General features: G+C 65.6%; 13 protein-coding genes. 9 read left to right on the top strand and 4 right to left on the bottom strand.

What is annotated here, in order from left to right:
* The first annotated feature begins 385 nt into the window (after positions 1-385).
* Genes ACWEFV_RS22385 through ACWEFV_RS22410 form a run of 6 tightly spaced genes read left to right on the top strand, consistent with a single transcriptional unit; the run spans position 386 to position 8,095 of the window.
* Positions 386-2,020, top strand: a complete 1,635-nt coding sequence (locus ACWEFV_RS22385) for an ABC transporter substrate-binding protein (protein WP_450071776.1) — start codon at positions 386-388, stop codon at positions 2,018-2,020.
* Positions 2,017-2,940, top strand: coding sequence for an ABC transporter permease (locus ACWEFV_RS22390; RefSeq protein ID WP_450071777.1), 924 nt, complete (start codon positions 2,017-2,019; stop codon positions 2,938-2,940). The genes ACWEFV_RS22385 and ACWEFV_RS22390 overlap by 4 nt, the downstream gene beginning before the upstream one ends.
* 1 nt (position 2,941) lies before the next feature.
* The gene (locus ACWEFV_RS22395; RefSeq protein ID WP_450071778.1) at positions 2,942-3,808 is read left to right on the top strand and encodes an ABC transporter permease; all 867 of its coding nucleotides are present in this window, start codon (positions 2,942-2,944) and stop codon (positions 3,806-3,808) included.
* Positions 3,805-5,514: a dipeptide ABC transporter ATP-binding protein gene (locus tag ACWEFV_RS22400; protein WP_450071779.1), complete on the top strand. Its 1,710-nt coding sequence runs from the start codon at positions 3,805-3,807 to the stop codon at positions 5,512-5,514. The genes ACWEFV_RS22395 and ACWEFV_RS22400 overlap by 4 nt, the downstream gene beginning before the upstream one ends.
* On the top strand, positions 5,511-6,881 hold the full coding sequence (locus ACWEFV_RS22405) for an LLM class flavin-dependent oxidoreductase (RefSeq protein WP_450071780.1): 1,371 nt from the start codon (positions 5,511-5,513) through the stop codon (positions 6,879-6,881). Before ACWEFV_RS22400 ends, ACWEFV_RS22405 begins: the two co-directional genes overlap by 4 nt.
* Positions 6,878-8,095: an acyl-CoA dehydrogenase family protein gene (locus ACWEFV_RS22410; protein WP_450071781.1), complete on the top strand. Its 1,218-nt coding sequence runs from the start codon at positions 6,878-6,880 to the stop codon at positions 8,093-8,095. The genes ACWEFV_RS22405 and ACWEFV_RS22410 overlap by 4 nt, the downstream gene beginning before the upstream one ends.
* Here the strand turns inward: ACWEFV_RS22410 and ACWEFV_RS22415 are convergent.
* From ACWEFV_RS22415 to ACWEFV_RS22430, 4 genes are all read right to left on the bottom strand, one after another.
* Positions 8,092-8,589 carry a GtrA family protein gene (locus tag ACWEFV_RS22415; RefSeq protein ID WP_450071782.1) on the bottom strand — a complete coding sequence of 166 codons (498 nt, stop codon included), beginning with the start codon at positions 8,587-8,589 and terminating at the stop codon, positions 8,092-8,094. The genes ACWEFV_RS22410 and ACWEFV_RS22415 overlap by 4 nt on opposite strands.
* A 78-nt stretch (positions 8,590-8,667) precedes the next feature.
* Positions 8,668-9,975, bottom strand: a complete 1,308-nt coding sequence (locus ACWEFV_RS22420) for a cytochrome P450 (protein ID WP_450071913.1) — start codon at positions 9,973-9,975, stop codon at positions 8,668-8,670.
* Between the two features lie 2 nt (positions 9,976-9,977).
* A complete protein-coding gene (locus tag ACWEFV_RS22425) occupies positions 9,978-10,442 on the bottom strand; it encodes a hypothetical protein (RefSeq protein WP_135454610.1) in 465 nt (154 codons plus the stop codon).
* Positions 10,443-10,483: 41 nt separating this feature from the next.
* A complete protein-coding gene (locus ACWEFV_RS22430; protein WP_450071783.1) occupies positions 10,484-11,842 on the bottom strand; it encodes an aromatic ring-hydroxylating oxygenase subunit alpha in 1,359 nt (452 codons plus the stop codon).
* Between the two features lie 172 nt (positions 11,843-12,014).
* On the opposite strand from ACWEFV_RS22430, the gene ACWEFV_RS22435 reads away from it, so the two are divergent.
* The 3 genes from ACWEFV_RS22435 to ACWEFV_RS22445 are packed head-to-tail and all read left to right on the top strand — an operon-like array spanning position 12,015 to position 13,994.
* Entirely contained in the window at positions 12,015-12,488 is a 474-nt protein-coding gene (locus tag ACWEFV_RS22435) for a hypothetical protein (protein WP_450071784.1), read from the top strand.
* Between the two features lie 19 nt (positions 12,489-12,507).
* A complete protein-coding gene (locus ACWEFV_RS22440; protein WP_135454616.1) occupies positions 12,508-13,125 on the top strand; it encodes a TetR/AcrR family transcriptional regulator in 618 nt (205 codons plus the stop codon).
* Between the two features lie 35 nt (positions 13,126-13,160).
* On the top strand, positions 13,161-13,994 hold the full coding sequence (locus ACWEFV_RS22445) for an EamA family transporter (RefSeq protein ID WP_450071914.1): 834 nt from the start codon (positions 13,161-13,163) through the stop codon (positions 13,992-13,994).
* Positions 13,995-14,011 lie beyond the last annotated feature (17 nt).

A 14,011-nucleotide genomic window follows, 5' to 3' on the forward strand; every position in this document is an offset into this window, starting at 1 on the left:
TCGGCTCTCCGCCACCGGCACCGGTTCGGTTGTGCGCTGACGCGTGCGATCTGGGCCACAAGCCGCAGGCTGGATCGGGCTGACCGGCCGTCCCGCGGACCCACGTCTACGAGGAGTTTTCCCGAACCGCGATCATCGCGGTGACAGATCGTGTTGGTCGATTTCGTAGTCCTTTTTGATCGGCCGGATTTGATCTCTTGTATCCGGCTTTCTGGTTGGGCATCGTGGCGGAGCTTCTGTACCACCCTTTGACCCCTGAGCAGCGCTCGCTACATCACCGATCGGCACGGTCATCTCCACCGTGCTCGGCTGCCCGGTACTCGACGCTCTCCGACCGACCGAAAGTACGCATCACATGCCTCGTACCGCGCTTCGCCATGCCCTGATGACGTCTGCCGCAGCCCTTTCAGTTGCGCTGGTTGGTGCCGGTTGCGGTGGTGGGTCCGAGACCGCGTCCTCGGGTGACGGCGGTACGCCCGTGCGCGGTGGCTCCATCGTGTACGGCGCCGATCGTGAGCCCACCTGCCTGGATCCGCACAACTTCGGTGACATGCCGCAGACCTACGTTGCCCGGCAGTACCTCGACTCATTGGTGTCCGAACGCCCCGATGGATCGGTGGTGCCGTGGCTGGCCGATTCATGGACGGTGTCACCGGACGGCCTGGTTTACACCTTCACGATCCGTTCCGGCGTGAAGTTCCACGACGGCACCCCCTTGGATGCCGCTGCGGTGAAGGCCAACTTCGAGCAGATCCTGGATCCGGCGACGCAGTCGCAGACCGATACGGGTTACCTGCGGCCGTACTACAAATCCTCGCGCGCGGTGAACCCCTCTACCTTCGAACTCACGCTGTCCTCGCCGTATTCGGCTCTGCTCCCGGTGCTTTCGCAGGCATTCTTCGGAATCGAGTCGCCCACGGCGATGGCCCGTGGGCTCGAGGCCAACTGCCAATCCCCGGTCGGCACCGGGCCATTCATCGTCAAGCAGTGGAACCGCGGCCAGAGCGTCGAACTGGACCGCAATCCTGACTACAACTCGGCCCCGCAGGATGCCAAGCACCAGGGTCCGGCCTATCTCGACCACGTCAGTTGGAAGTTCCTCGAAGACGGATCGGTCCGGTTCGCCGCGGTGCAGGGTCGCGATGCCGACATCATCTTCAACCCGCCGCCCCAGCAGAAGGCCGCGCTGGAAGCCGACCGCAACCTGGTCCTGCAGGCGTTCACCCATACCGGGCTGCCCAACGGCATCGCGCTGAACACCAGCCATAAGCCGTTCGACGACAAGGCTGTTCGGCAGGCCTTCATCCACGGCGCCAACGCCGAGGCAGCCGTCCGCAGCGCGTATCTCGGAGTGTTCGATTGGGAGCCGGGCCCGCTGTCGTCGACAACGCCCTACTTGCGTCCGGACTTGCGCGATCACTACGCGCACGACCCGGACAAGGCGAACGCCCTGCTGGATTCCGCGGGGTGGAACCAGCGTGACGCCGAGGGCTACCGGACCAAGGACGGCAAGCGGTTGACCGCTCAGTTGGTCTACTCGTCGGATCCGGGGGACACCCCGCCCGCTGATGTGACGCTGTTCCAGAACATCCAGGCCGCCGAGAAACAGATCGGCTTCGATGTGGTGCTCAAACCGCTTCCGGCCGACCAGTACTACGCGGCGTTCACCGACAAGGATGCCTATGACGGCCTGACCGGCGCGTACTGGAACAGCCCCACGCCCGCCGTGTTGTCGATCGTGTATTCCACCGACTCCCTCAAGGCTGCTCCGGGCAACAACATGTCCTGGGTCTCGGACCCCAAGATCGATGACCTGCTGCACCAGGCGGCAGCCTCGAACGACGTCGAGCAGCAGAAGAAGCTCTACGGCGAGGTCCAGCAGATCGTCGCTGAGAATGCCTATCACCTCGGGCTGTACCCCCAGACCACCCGCCTGGTCACCAAGAAGCGGCTCAAGGACGTCTGGATCGAGCCCTCGGAGGGTGAGCCGATACTGCACGACGCGTGGCTGGCGCCATGAGACGCATCCTGACCCGGATCGCCGGGATGATCGGAGTGCTCTGGGGCGCAGCGACATTGACATTCCTGGCTCAGCACCTGATGCCGGGCGACCCGGCTCAGACGATCCTCGGCGGTGCCGGCTCCAAACCCAGCCCCGAGCAACTGGCGGCGGTCAACGAGCAGTACGGATTCAACCGGCCGCTGCCGGTGCAGTACCTGGACTATCTCGGTGGATTGCTCCACGGTGATCACGGGACGTCATATGTGCTCAAGCAGCCGGTGGCCGACATCATCGGGCAGCAGGTGGGCCCGACACTGGTACTGACGATCACTGCTTTGGCGGCCTCCTGGGCGATTGCGGTGGTGGTCACCCTGCTCACCGCCCATCGCAGTCGGGCGCTGGCCACGATCGGTTCCGGCCTGGAGATCTTCCTGGCGGCCTTGCCCCAATATTGGCTGGGCATAGTGCTGTTGGTGATCTTCGCGTTCCAGCTGCACCTGTTTCCGGTGGTCGGCGACGATGGCGTGGCCGGGCTGGTACTGCCGGCCCTGACCCTGGCGCTGCCACTGGCCGGTTTCCTCGGCCAGGTGACCCGCGACGAGTTCTCCTCGGCGATGGAGCAACCGTTCGCGGTGTCGGCGCGGGCACGCGGCATGAGCGACTGGGGTGTGCGCTGGCGACATGCGTTGCGCCACGCGGTGTTGCCCGGTTTGTCGTTGTCGGGTTGGGCTCTGGGGTCGCTGTTCTCCACGGCCGTCATCGTCGAGATCGTTTTCGTGCGTCCCGGTTTGGGCCGCGTCCTGGTCGATGCTGTCTCCAAACAGGACATGCCGGTGGTGGTGGGTGTGACGCTGTTGGTCGCGTTGACGTACGTGGTGGCCAACCTGTTGGTGGACATCGCCTTCGTCCGTGTCGATCCGCGGCTCAGGAGGACATGAGATGGCGGTGCGGATCACCGATGGGCTCACAGCCGGAGCGAGCCTGCGCGGCTGGAGCGGCAGGCGGATTCGGCCCGGGGTGTGGATCGCAGGGCTCTACCTCGCGCTGATGCTGGCCTGGGCGGCGGCGCCATCGCTGTTCACCAGCGAGTCGCCGTATGACACCGATATCGAAGCACCGCTGCAGGTTCCGTCATGGGACCACTGGTTCGGCACCGATGCCTCCGGGCGCGATATCTACACCCGCGTCGTCTATGGTGCCCAGAGTTCACTCGCGATCGGCGTGGGGGCGACCGCGCTGGCGCTGAGCGTTGCCATCGTGTTCGGCCTCGCCTCGGGGCTGGGCGGCCGGTTCACCGACGGTGCGATCAGCCGGTTCCTGGAGGTCGTGCTCGCGCTGCCGGGCATGCTCGTCGCGTTGTTGTTCATCGCGATGCTCGGCCCGGGCGCGGCCACCCAGATTCTGGCGGTGGCGATCGGCTCGGCCGCCGGCTATGCGCGGATGATTCGGGGACAGGTACTGGCCGTCAAGGATTCCGGATATGTCAGTGCAGCGATCGCTCTGGGACACTCCCAACATCGCATCATCACCCGCCACATCTTCCCGAACGCAATGCGCCCATTGGTGGTGCTGGGAACCATGGGGGTCGGCCAGTCGATCGTGTGGGCGTCGTCGCTGAGCTTTCTCGGGCTCGGTGTCGCGCCGCCGGCGCCGGAGTGGGGCGCCATGCTCAACGCCGGGCGAGATTTCGTTTCCACCGCCTGGTGGCTGGAAGTGTTTCCGGGACTGGCGATCGTCGGCTGCACGCTGGCGGTCACCGTCGTCGGCCGCTATCTACAGCAACGTCTGGAAGGACGGCCGACATGACCGAGGTATTGCCGGAACGGGCCGAGCGGACTGATCGGAGGGTGGCCCGGTTGGTGGACGTCTCAGATCTCGAGGTCAGCTTCGGCACCGGGGGGAGTCGCCGCCAGGTGGTCCACGGCGTATCCCTGCATGTCGACGCGGGGGAATGCCTGGCCATCGTCGGAGAATCCGGCTCGGGCAAAAGCGTCACCGCGCGCACCCTGTTGGGCTTGACCGGCTCAGGCTCGAATGCTTCGCTGCAGGTGACGGCGAACCGGCTTGAGGTCGTGGGCGAATCGGTACTGGGATACCGCGACCGGGACTGGCGGGCCGTCCGCGGCAAGAAGGTCGGTTTCGTGTTGCAGGACGCCCTGGTGTCCCTGGATCCGCTGCGCAGCGTCGGCAGGGAGATCGCCGAGACATTGCGGCTGCATCGCTTCGGCAACCGCGCGCGGCGTGCCGCCCGGGTCATCGAATTACTCACCGCGGTAGGCATTCCGGAGCCGCAGCTGCGGGCCCGGCAGCTCCCGCATGAGCTGTCGGGCGGTCAACGCCAGCGGGCGCTGATCGCATCGGCGATCGCGTTGGACCCGCCGCTGCTCATCGCGGACGAGCCGACCACCGCACTGGATGTCACGGTGCAAGTCCAGATCCTCGGCCTGCTGGCAGAGATGAAGGAACGCGGCACCGGCCTCATCGTGATCAGCCATGACCTGGCTGTGGTGAGCCGGCTGGCCGACCGGGTGGCAGTGATGCGCAACGGACGAGTGGTGGAACAGGGGCCAGTGGCCGCGGTGCTCTCGACGCCCTCGCATCCCTACACCCGGTCATTGCTCGACGCGGTGCCCGCCGCGCATCGTAAGGGCACCCGGCTGTCGGATATGCCGCCGCGGCCCGTGCATCCCGTGCCTCGCAGCGCACCGCCCGCTGACGGGATCCTGCTGCGCGCCGACGGTTTGGTGAAGAAGTTCGCCGGCCCCGACGGCGTGGCCCGCACCGCCGTCGACGGTGTCTCGTTCAGCCTCGGGGTCGGCGAGACACTCGGCATCGTCGGAGAATCCGGATCGGGCAAGACCACCACGGCACGGTTGGCCCTGGCCCTGCTGGATCCCGATGACGGCACAGTGGAGTTGGCCGGTGAACCGTGGAGCGAGGCGACCGAAGCTCAACGGCGGCCCCGGCGCCGCCGTATCTCGGTGATCTACCAAGACCCGCTCGGATCTTTCGATCCACGTTGGACGGTGCGCCGGATCATCGAGGATGCCCTGCCCGCCGATCGGTTCCCGGATGCCGACGCCCGCCGCCGTCGCACCGAGGATCTCCTCGCCGATGTCGGGCTCAGCCCGGAACACCTGGACCGTCGGCCGCTCCTGCTCTCGGGCGGCCAGCGTCAGCGGGTCGCCATCGCCCGAGCGCTTGCTGCCGAGCCGGACGTGATCGTCTGCGACGAACCGGTGTCGGCGCTCGACGTCACCATCCAGGCTCAGGTGCTCGACCTGCTGACCGACCTGCAGGACCGGCTCAAGTTGTCCTACCTGTTCATCTCGCACGACCTCGGTGTCATCCACCACATGGCCGACCGGGTTCTGGTGATGCGTCAAGGGCGTGTCGTCGAGTCAGGACCGGCTGCAGACATTTTCGACAATCCGCAGGATCCCTACACCCTTGAGCTGCTCGCGAGTCTCCCGACGGGCGAGCCCGAATCCGTTGCCGGAGGTTTACCATGACCCGCCAGATCGTGCTCAACGCGTTCGACATGAACTGCGTCGCCCATATTGTCGCCGGAACATGGCGGCATCCGGAGTCGCAGGCGGTGCGCTACAAGGACATCGACTACTGGCTGGATCTTGCCAAGGTGCTCGAGCGTGGTCTGTTCGACGGGCTGTTCATCGCCGATGTACTGGGCATCTATGACGTCTACGGCGGTGGTCCGGCGGCCGCGCTGCGCTCCGGTGCCCAGGTACCGGTGAACGATCCGCTGCTCGTGGTACCCGCCATGGCCACTGTTACGAAAAATCTGGGGTTCGGCATCACCGCAGCCACATCGTTCGAGCATCCGTATTCGTTCGCCCGCCGGATGTCGACCCTGGACCACCTCACCAAGGGGAGGGTCGGCTGGAACATCGTCACCGGGTACCTGGAGAGCGCCGCGCGGAATCACGGCCTGGACACCATCACCCCGCACGCCGATCGTTACGACATCGCCGACGAGTACACCGAGGTGCTGTACAAACTGTGGGAGGGCTCGTGGGAGGACGACGCCGTCGGCGTCGATCCGGGCCGGGCCACCTATGCAGACCCGGACAAGGTGCATCCGATCGCCCATGACGGCAAGCATTTTCGAGTTCCGGGCATCCACCTGTGCGAGCCGTCGCCTCAACGCACACCGGTGCTCTACCAGGCCGGTGCATCCAACCGGGGCCGACAGTTCGGGGCTGAGAACGCCGAGGTGATCTTCATCGGCGCACCGACCAAGGAAATACTGCGTGAGGCGGTGGCCGACATCAGGGCCCGCGCTGCCGCGGCCGGGCGTGACCCCTATGACGTGAAGATCGTCAACGGCCATGTGGTGGTGACCGGGGCAACCGAACGGGCCGCCCAGGCCCGCTATGACGAGTTCCGCCGCTATACCGATCCCGAAGGCGCCCTTGCCCTGTGGTCCGGGTGGCTCGGAACCGACCTGTCGCGTTTCGACCTCGACGACCCGGTTGCGGTCACCGACAACGAGTTCCTCAAGTCCTCGGTGGAGATGTTCGGCCAGGGCCAGTGGACGCTGCGGGACTTCATCGACGCGAAAGCCATCGACGCCGAGGGCGGATTCACCGTCGGCTCCCCGACGCAGGTGGCCGACGAGCTGCAGGAGTGGGTCGAGGAAACCGATGTCGACGGGTTCAACCTGACCAACGTGATCACCCCGGGTTCGTTCGTCGACTTCGTCGACCATGTGGTGCCGGAGCTGCAACGACGCGGCCTGTACAAGACCTCGTATGACGAGGGAACCCTGCGCCACAAGCTGTTCGGCCGCGGCCCCCGCCTGCCAGAAACCCACCGCGCCGCCAACTACCGCCACGCCAACCAGGAGGCAATCCGATGACATCCACCACTGCTCAGCCCGTCACCTACGGATCCGATCGGCTCGCCAACCTGATCGCCGCGATCGGAGAGGGCGCGCTGGAGCGCGAGCGGACCGGCGAACGACCCTTCGCCGCAATCGATCTCGTTCGCGCCGAGCGGCTCGGCGCGCTGCGGGTGCCCAGCGCCGACGGTGGCGGCGGGGCGAGCCTGCGTGAACTGTTCGCCCTGGTCATCGAATTGGCCACCGCCGACGTGAACGTCGCACACATCCTGCGCGGACATTTCTCCCACGTCGAGGAGCGGCTGCGGCTCGATGCCGAGCAGCGCCGCCGGGTGACCGAGTTGGCGCTGTCCGGCGCGATCGTCGGTAATGCCTCGACCGAACTGGGCTCGACCCCGGCCGGTGGGTTCACCTGGCAGACCAAGCTCACCCGCGACGGCGACGGATATCGGCTCAACGGAAAGAAGTTCTTCACCACCGGCACGCTGTACGCCGACTACGCCGAGGTGCTGGCCAGCAATCCCGAGGGGGCGTCGGTGATCGCCCTCGTTCCCACCGACCGGCCCGGATTCACGGTGGTCGACGACTGGGACGGCATGGGGCAGCGCGCCACCGGAACCGGTACTGCCACTTTCGAGGACATCGTGGTATCCGCTGACGAGGTGCTGGAGTTCGCCCCGCCGAACGCCGACGACGAGGAGCAGTCGCTGTACCTGTCCGGCGCGTTCTTCCAGCTGTACGTGACGGCACTGGAAGTCGGTGTGGTGCACGCACTTCGCAATGATGCGGTGGCGCATGTGCTTCAGCGCCCACGCAGCTTCGCCTGGGCGCCGACCCCCACGGCCGCCGATGATCCACTGTTGCAGCGCGAGATCGGTGAGATCGCGGCCGCCGCGTACGCCGGGCAGGCCACGGTGCTGGCCGCCGCCGACGCCCTGGCCCTGGCGTTCGAAGCCGACACCGACGGGACCGACCCGGGCCTCGAACTCGCCCATGAGGCGTCCGCGCAGGCCGCGGCCGCCAAGATCGTGGTCGATGCCCTGGCGCAGAAGGCGGCGGGGCAGATCTTCGACGTCGGCGGGGCATCGGTGGTGCGGCAGTCGCATCTGCTCGATCGGCATTGGCGCAACATCCGGACGCTGGCCTCACACAACCCGTCGTCATACAAAGCGCAGGCGCTCGGTGCCCTTCACGTCCGCGGCACTCGCCTGCCGGGCAGTGGCTACTTCTAATCCGACCGGGCCCGCGGTCCGGCGGGATCAGCACGAAACACCACCCACCGCATCGCGCTGTACATGTAGACCGCCTCGCAGCCGCCGGCAACGATCCGGGCCAGGTGGTACTCGACACCCACGGCCGCCAGCCCGCTGGATACACCCAGGATGAACGCCAGGTAGTTGATCACGACGACCACCACGTACACCGTCAGTTGAGGACCGACAGCGGCGTGTGAGCGGAAGTTCAGTGTCCGGTTCAAGTAGTACGCGAGGCCGAAGGCACCGGCGTATCCCACGGTCACCGCGAGCGGTAGCGGAACCCGGAAGACGCCGTGCAGGACCGTCAGAATCGTGAGATCGACGCCGAAGGTGAAGGTGTTGATCACCACAAAGCCGAGGAATGTCGGGGCCACAACAGAATTCAGTAGCGCCGGCAGGGCGTGCACCACCAGGACGCACAACCGGTGGAACCGCTCGGCGGCAGATACCCGGCTTAGTTCGTCTCGCACATGGACACCGTGGCATCGGAAGATGTCAGGTGCGTGAGCGCCGAGCGAACTCCGATGGAGCCCCGGCGATCCCGCGCATCATGTCTCGGTCCGGGCCGGGGTGAACCTGATGTTCAGGCGGGTCAGCCCCCGCAGGATGAATGTGGGCAGATAGCGGTACTTGCGGGCGTCCGCAGGACCGTGCACCTCCTCGTCGATCCAGATGCGCTCGGTCCGGTCGAGCAATCGGTTCAGGCTGACCAGGCCTTCGGTGCGGGCCAGCGGGGCACCCGGACAACTGTGCGGTCCGCGACCGAATGCCACGTGGTTGCGGGCGTTGACGCGGTCCGCATCGAAGCGGTCTGGATCGTCGAACTTGGCCGGATCCCGGTTCATTGCCGCGTTCACCAGCATGACGATGGTCCCGGCCGCAACGTCTTTGCCGCCGATCGTCACGGGGACCCTGGTGAGCCGGAAGTCTCCGCGCACCGGGCTCTCGTACCGCAGTGACTCTTCGATGAAGCGCGGGATCAGCGTACGGTCAGCACGGAGTCGGCCTTGCAGCTGCTGATCTTCGGCCAAGATCATCACGGCGGCCGACAACAATCGCACAGTGGTCTCCTGTCCCGCCGCGAACAGGTTGGCGGCCACCCGGACCGCGTCGATCACCTCCGGGGTGCTCCCGTCGGGGAAGGTCGCGGAGGCCACGCCCGTCAGAACGTCGTCACGTGGTCGGGCACGCCGGTCACCGATGTACTCGGTGAACTTCCCGTAGAGGTACTCGAGGGGGGTCTGCTGTAACGACTCGCCCTTGCTGCTGCCGATGGTGCCCGTGTGGCCGCCGTGCAGCAGCGCTTCCTGAAACTCGGGATGGTCGGATTCGGGGACTCCGAGCAGGTCCGCGATCACCAGCATCGCGAACGGGCCCGCGAAATCATCGATGAACTCGCAGCCGCCGCCGGTCAGGGCGGTGTCGTACTGCCGGTCGGCGATCCGCCAGATGAACTGTTCGTTCTCCTTGAGGCGCTTGGGTGTGATCATCCTCGACAGCAGGGCGCGATGATCCGTGTGTTTCGGCGGATCGAACGTGGGCAGCTGGTCGTTGAACGGCAGGTCGTCGCGGTGGGTCTCGATCAGGCTCGAGATGTCGGTAGCACCCGATCCGTCGAGTGGAACCGGAAAGCCGGGAAACGGGCCGGTGACCGACAGGCACGAGGAGAAGCGTTCACTGTCGTTGTAGATCGCCACGCCCTCGTCGTATCCGGTCACCATGACGACGCCGTGGTGTGCCTCCTGGTACAGCGGGCCTTCAGCGCGGAGCTGTGCAAGGTAGGCGTAGGGATCGTGCAGCAGGGTGTTGTCGGTGAAGAAGTCGATCGCATCGACATCGCCGCGAGTGATTTCGATACTCACTCCGAGATCTCAACTCCCTCATAGCTGGTCAACATCTCGGTGTTGGGCAGCGCCATCTGCAGGTACAGATCGATATGACGGATCTTGTCCTCGGCGGTGAACTCGTATACCGAGATCGAGTTGACCACCGACTCGAAATCGCCCATCTTCGTGTGTTCCTCGAGTTCGAGGTACACCACACCGTCGACTTCGCTGACTCGCTTGAACAGGCCGTCCCACTCCGAGGCCGAGGCCCAATTGGTCATGAAATCGGTGTACTCGTCCCAGTTCATCACCTCTTTGAAGTTGCCGATCCGTTCGAACTCGTCGACCGCGACCAGGGCCGCCAGCGGCGCCCAGCCGTCGATCCCGAACCCTGGCTGTTTTGCGGCGTTTACCAACTGCTTGGTGGTGACCGCGTACTGCACCACTGCGCGACAGCGGCCGGTGTAGTCGTCGACAACCTCATGGACGTGTTTCACGCAAAGTTCCTTCTCTGTGGTGGTTTTCGAGATCTGGTAGATCAGGACCCGGCGCCTGCGGCAGCGAGGTACTTGTCGACGACCGAATGGAAGTGCGCGATCACGACCTCTTCCTTGACCAAGGCCATGTGCTTCAGCGCGGTGTTGCGCAACCCGATCTGCTGGCGCGGCATCTGTTCGTAATCCTGTTGTAGCGCTTCGAAATACTTGTAGCTGCCGGCCTCGTCGACCACTATCGCCTCGGCGGTGAAAGCCGCCTTCAGCTCGTCGGGCAACCACATGTAGCTGGCGACGTGCCAGATGCATCGGTTGGGGTCACCGTCCGGGTGGGGCAGAGACATGATGATCGTCGCCTCTCCGGCGCGGATGGTCATGAAGAAGTTCGGGAACCATACCCAGCCGTGGTTGTCGCTCATCTGGGCGTCGGTCAGCCCGCTGACGTCAAGCCCCATGCCGGTCAACGTGTCTCGTGTCGCTGTCTGCAGCAGTGTGCGGGCGGTGACCCCGTCGGGAAATGTCAGCGATCCGTCGTCGGCGCGGTACCCGGCGACGAGTTCGGAGAAGCGGGGGAGCACCGCGACGGTGGACGGGAACGTCTCAGGTAGGTCCATGATGCCGTCGACCTGTTGCTCCGGGGTGGCGCCGACGACGTCGAACGGGGCCATCGACACGCTGTGCTGGTCGAAGAACCGGTACCGGCTCGTGGCCGGGTCGATGTTGATCACCCGCAGCAGCTGCGGGTGGATGCCGTCGATGTGGTAGCCCTCCTGGAAGGCGTCCAGGACCACTTTCCAGTTGCAGTCGATGGCCTCGGTCACGTCCATCACGGTGACCATCTCGTCGAGGTGATACGGCGCCAGCATGGTCGCGACCTCCTCGCCGATGAAGTCCGCCAGGGGTTCGGCGGTCGGATCAGGGTTGAGGAAGATGAACCCGGCGAATGTGCCCACCGAAACCTCGATCAGCCCGTGGGTGTCCTTGTCGATCGGTCCGGCCAGGGCCTCCCGCAACATTCCTTTGAGCCGCCCGTCGAGGTCATACGACCACAAGTGGTACTGGCACAGGAAGCCGCGCTTGGCGTTTCCGCGGGCGTCACGGCACAGCACGTTGCCCCGGTGCCGGCATGCGTTCACGAAGCCTCGGATGGTGTCGTCCTTGCCGCGCACGACGATGTAGGACTGATCGAAGATCTGGTACTGCTTCCAGTCGCCGGCCTTGGTCAACTCGTCCACCCGGCCGACCACCTGCCAGACTCTCTTCCAGATCGAATCACGTTCCTGAGCAACGAATTCCGGTGCGACATAGCGACTAGTCGGAATCTGCATCCGATAGGCATCGGGCGCGATGTCATCCAGGCCGGTGGCGTTCTCGACCCAATTTCCGGGGCGTGCTGTCTGCACGGGCGGACCTCCTCTATCGATCACTGGGCGGTGAGGTGCTGACGGCCGGTGTGCCCGGCCTTGTCGGCGCCAGGAAGTAGTTTGTGACTGCGATCACTACTATACATTTATGTATATCTAATACAACTGTGCATATATCGGATCGAGTCATGGCGATCGGGGAGGTGTTCTGGTGCGGTCTCTGTTGGAGGTCATGGCCGAAAGTGCGGAGCAAGCGGTGATCTGGGCCGGCGGACTCATCTGTGACCGAGCACTTGAGGGTTGGGCGGTGGTCGTCTGGCTGCCTGAACTGGCCGCGACGCCGGCGCTGGAGATCGTCGGCGCCCAGACGCGGGTTTGCGCCCTGGATGCCGAGATGACCGGCGCCGGGGCGCCGCTGGTGCGGATTTCACAGGCTGGGGCTCCGCCGATCCAGACGTATGTCTGCGACGTGCCGGCCTCGGATTGCCCGCCGAGTGAAGGGATTTGCCTGGTGAGCGCCGACAGCGCATTTCAGCATCGACTCAGCGGTGCCGCGCGCGCCTTCAAAGCGCAGGCACTGAACGCCTGCGGAAGTCCCGCGGATGTCGGAAAGACGGAAGCCTTCCGACATGCCGACCGGGGGTGGGCGGCGCGGCCGGCGGTCGCCGCCACACCCGTTGGCTAACGTTTGACAGGATGGGGCCATGGCCGAACGCTGGACGAAGCAACGCCGCTTGGAACACACGCGCAACGTCCTGCTGGACGCTGCCGAAGAGGTATTTGCGCGCAAGGGGTTTGACGGGGCCGCGTTAGAGGACATCGCCGAGGTCGGGGGCTACACCCGCGGCGCCATCTACTCCCACTTCGGGAGCAAGGCGGAGTTGTTCCTGGCAGTGGTCGAACGACAGCGCCAACAGTTCCTCGACGGCTTCGCCGACGTCATCGCCACATTTCACAGACTCGACGATCTCGATGCCGATGAACTCGGTGACCGCTGGCGGGATCTGGTCGCCGCCGAGGGGCCCGACCGCGCCGTCCTCGGATGCGAGTACACCCTGTTCCTGCTGCGCAATCCCGACGCGCGGGAACGAGTGGCAGCACAGCGAGAGGAGACCGCTCGCGCCCTCGCCGACTACATCTCCAAGGGCGCCGCGCGCCTGGGCGGCCACCTGAGTATCCCGGCGCTGGACCTGGCCCGGGTCATTCTGGCCGCCAACGACGGCGTCACCCTCAACAGCCTGCTCGACGACCAGGCGGTCTACCGTCCGTTCCTTCGCATGGTTCTGGCCAATATCGTTGTCCCCAAGGGGAACAACTTGTGACCAAGACCGGACATCCGGCGCACACCGGCGCGCTGATGGCCATGGCGTCCATGCTGTGCGTGCAGATCGGGCTGGCGGTGGCAGTCGGCCTGATCGATGACATCGGAGCCGAGGGTGCCGCGTGGCTGCGCCTGGCGTGGGCCGGCGTTCTGATGCTCGTGATCGTGCGGCCGCGCCCGTCGGCCTTCACCAAATCCGCATTCTGGACCTGCGTCGCGCTCGGTGTGGTCACGGCCGGAGTGACGATGCTCTTCATGGCGGCCCTGTCCCGGATCCCGCTCGGCACAGCCAGCGCACTGGAATTCCTCGGCCCGCTCGGGGTCGCCGTCGCCCACGGGAAGGGGCGCAATCGGATTCTGTGGCCCGGGCTGGCCGCGGCCGGCGTGGTGCTACTCACCGAACCCTGGACGGGCGACGTCGACCTCATCGGTGTGCTCTACGCGCTGTGCGCCGCATTGTGCTGGGCCTGCTACATCCTGCTCACGCAACGCGTCGGCGACGAGGTGGCCGGTATCCAGGGCTTGGCGGTGTCCATGCCGGTCGCCGGCCTGGTCGGCACCGCGGTTGTCGGGCCGTCGGTATTTCCTCAGTTGACACCGCAGTTGCTCTTGATCGGAGTGGGGCTCGCGATCCTACTGCCGGTGATCCCTTTCACCCTCGAGATGTCTGCGCTCCGGTATCTGAGCACCGCCGCGTTCGGCACGCTGATGGCCCTGGAGCCGGCATTCGCGATGCTGGTCGGTTTCGTTCTGCTCCACCAGGTCCCGGCTCCGGCCGCCGTGATCGGCATCTGCCTCGTGGTGGCTGCAGGCGTCGGCGCGGCGCGTACCGGGGCGCGTGCCACTCCGGTCCCTGCCGAGATCGGCTGATCAGGTTACGCTGGCGC

The sequence above is a fragment of the Mycobacterium sp. NPDC004974 genome (assembly GCF_053600815.1).